The following is a 995-nucleotide window of genomic DNA, read 5'->3' as shown; positions in this document are numbered from 1 at the left end:
TTTTGATGTGCGCCGGGCGTGGCGCGGATACAAAAAAGGCCACGCAAATGCGTAGCCTGGTGATTCAGAGATTTTCGAACGATTCCTTTTTACGACTCCAGCCTTCTATCTTCGGCAGAGATGCTTTGCCAAATTTCACCTCATTCATCGACATTAAGATACTGTCTTTGATGAACTCGCATATCTCGTTAAATTTTGCGTACGTATCTACGTGCGAAAATGTTCTGGCCTGATAACCATCAACCGAAATCGTTATGTTATCACCATCAAGCAAAAGAATCTTTACACCGACTTTCACCCATTCCGACTGTCGCGGGTTGTCATCAATGACAGTACATAAATCAAATTCAACACCATCCTGAAGCTCAACCCACAAATCCTCTGGTTTCTTATCGTGTCCGCGCCACGATATATAAACATACGGGCGTTCTTTGCCGTTAATATCGCGCCACTGTGAAGCAGGCAATTCCAGGGAATCTTCATAAGCATTGACCAGCCTTTTGGCTGTATCCCGCAACCGCTGAATGTATTCCTGCTCAGCTTTCAGAATTTCGGCCCGTTTTGCCCTGATATCCACATAAGTGACCACTGTATCAATCCTCTTATGAACAAATAAACAAGCCATCATAATAACCGCCAGGGTATACATGAAAAAGACCCGCCATAGCGAGCCATGAAAAGACCAAAAAAAACCGCCTGGTGCGGCGGTTAAGGATGTATTTCCTGGGTTTGATTGATTTCAACGTTATCTGAGCGATGTTTACAACATCGGGATGATGCATCACCGGCCCCTGCCAGAGACATTGCAAATCTCTACCAATAATGCACCATTCCGGTGGCGTAAAAAATGGCACTGGACTGCAATTGGTATCACTCATTACAGAACGGGACGTGGATAAAGAGGCCAAAAACCATCCCCACATATATAATGTGTCAGTGCATAACACAATCTCGCCTTACTACTATGGAGCGGGTAGCGGGAATCGAACCCGCAT

1 protein-coding gene is annotated in these 995 nt (G+C 45.3%); it reads right to left on the bottom strand.

Going from position 1 to position 995, the window contains the following annotated elements; translation table 11 throughout:
- Positions 1 to 64: 64 nt before the first annotated feature.
- Positions 65 to 649 carry a hypothetical protein gene (locus EQY_RS0120620; protein ID WP_000288259.1) on the bottom strand — a complete coding sequence of 195 codons (585 nt, stop codon included), beginning with the start codon at positions 647 to 649 and terminating at the stop codon, positions 65 to 67.
- Positions 650 to 995: the final 346 nt, after the last annotated feature.

The organism is Escherichia sp. TW14182 (assembly GCF_000208525.1).
In the GTDB taxonomy this organism is placed as follows: domain Bacteria; phylum Pseudomonadota; class Gammaproteobacteria; order Enterobacterales; family Enterobacteriaceae; genus Escherichia; species Escherichia ruysiae.
Note: the sequence above shows the minus strand (reverse complement) of the source record. Positions and strands in the feature narration are given on the sequence as shown.

Bases quoted from the DNA above. Each gene is read 5' to 3' on its own strand.
- EQY_RS0120620 (WP_000288259.1), bottom strand. From the start codon at position 649: ATGTATACCCTGGCGGTTATTATGATGGCTTGTTTATTTGTTCATAAG.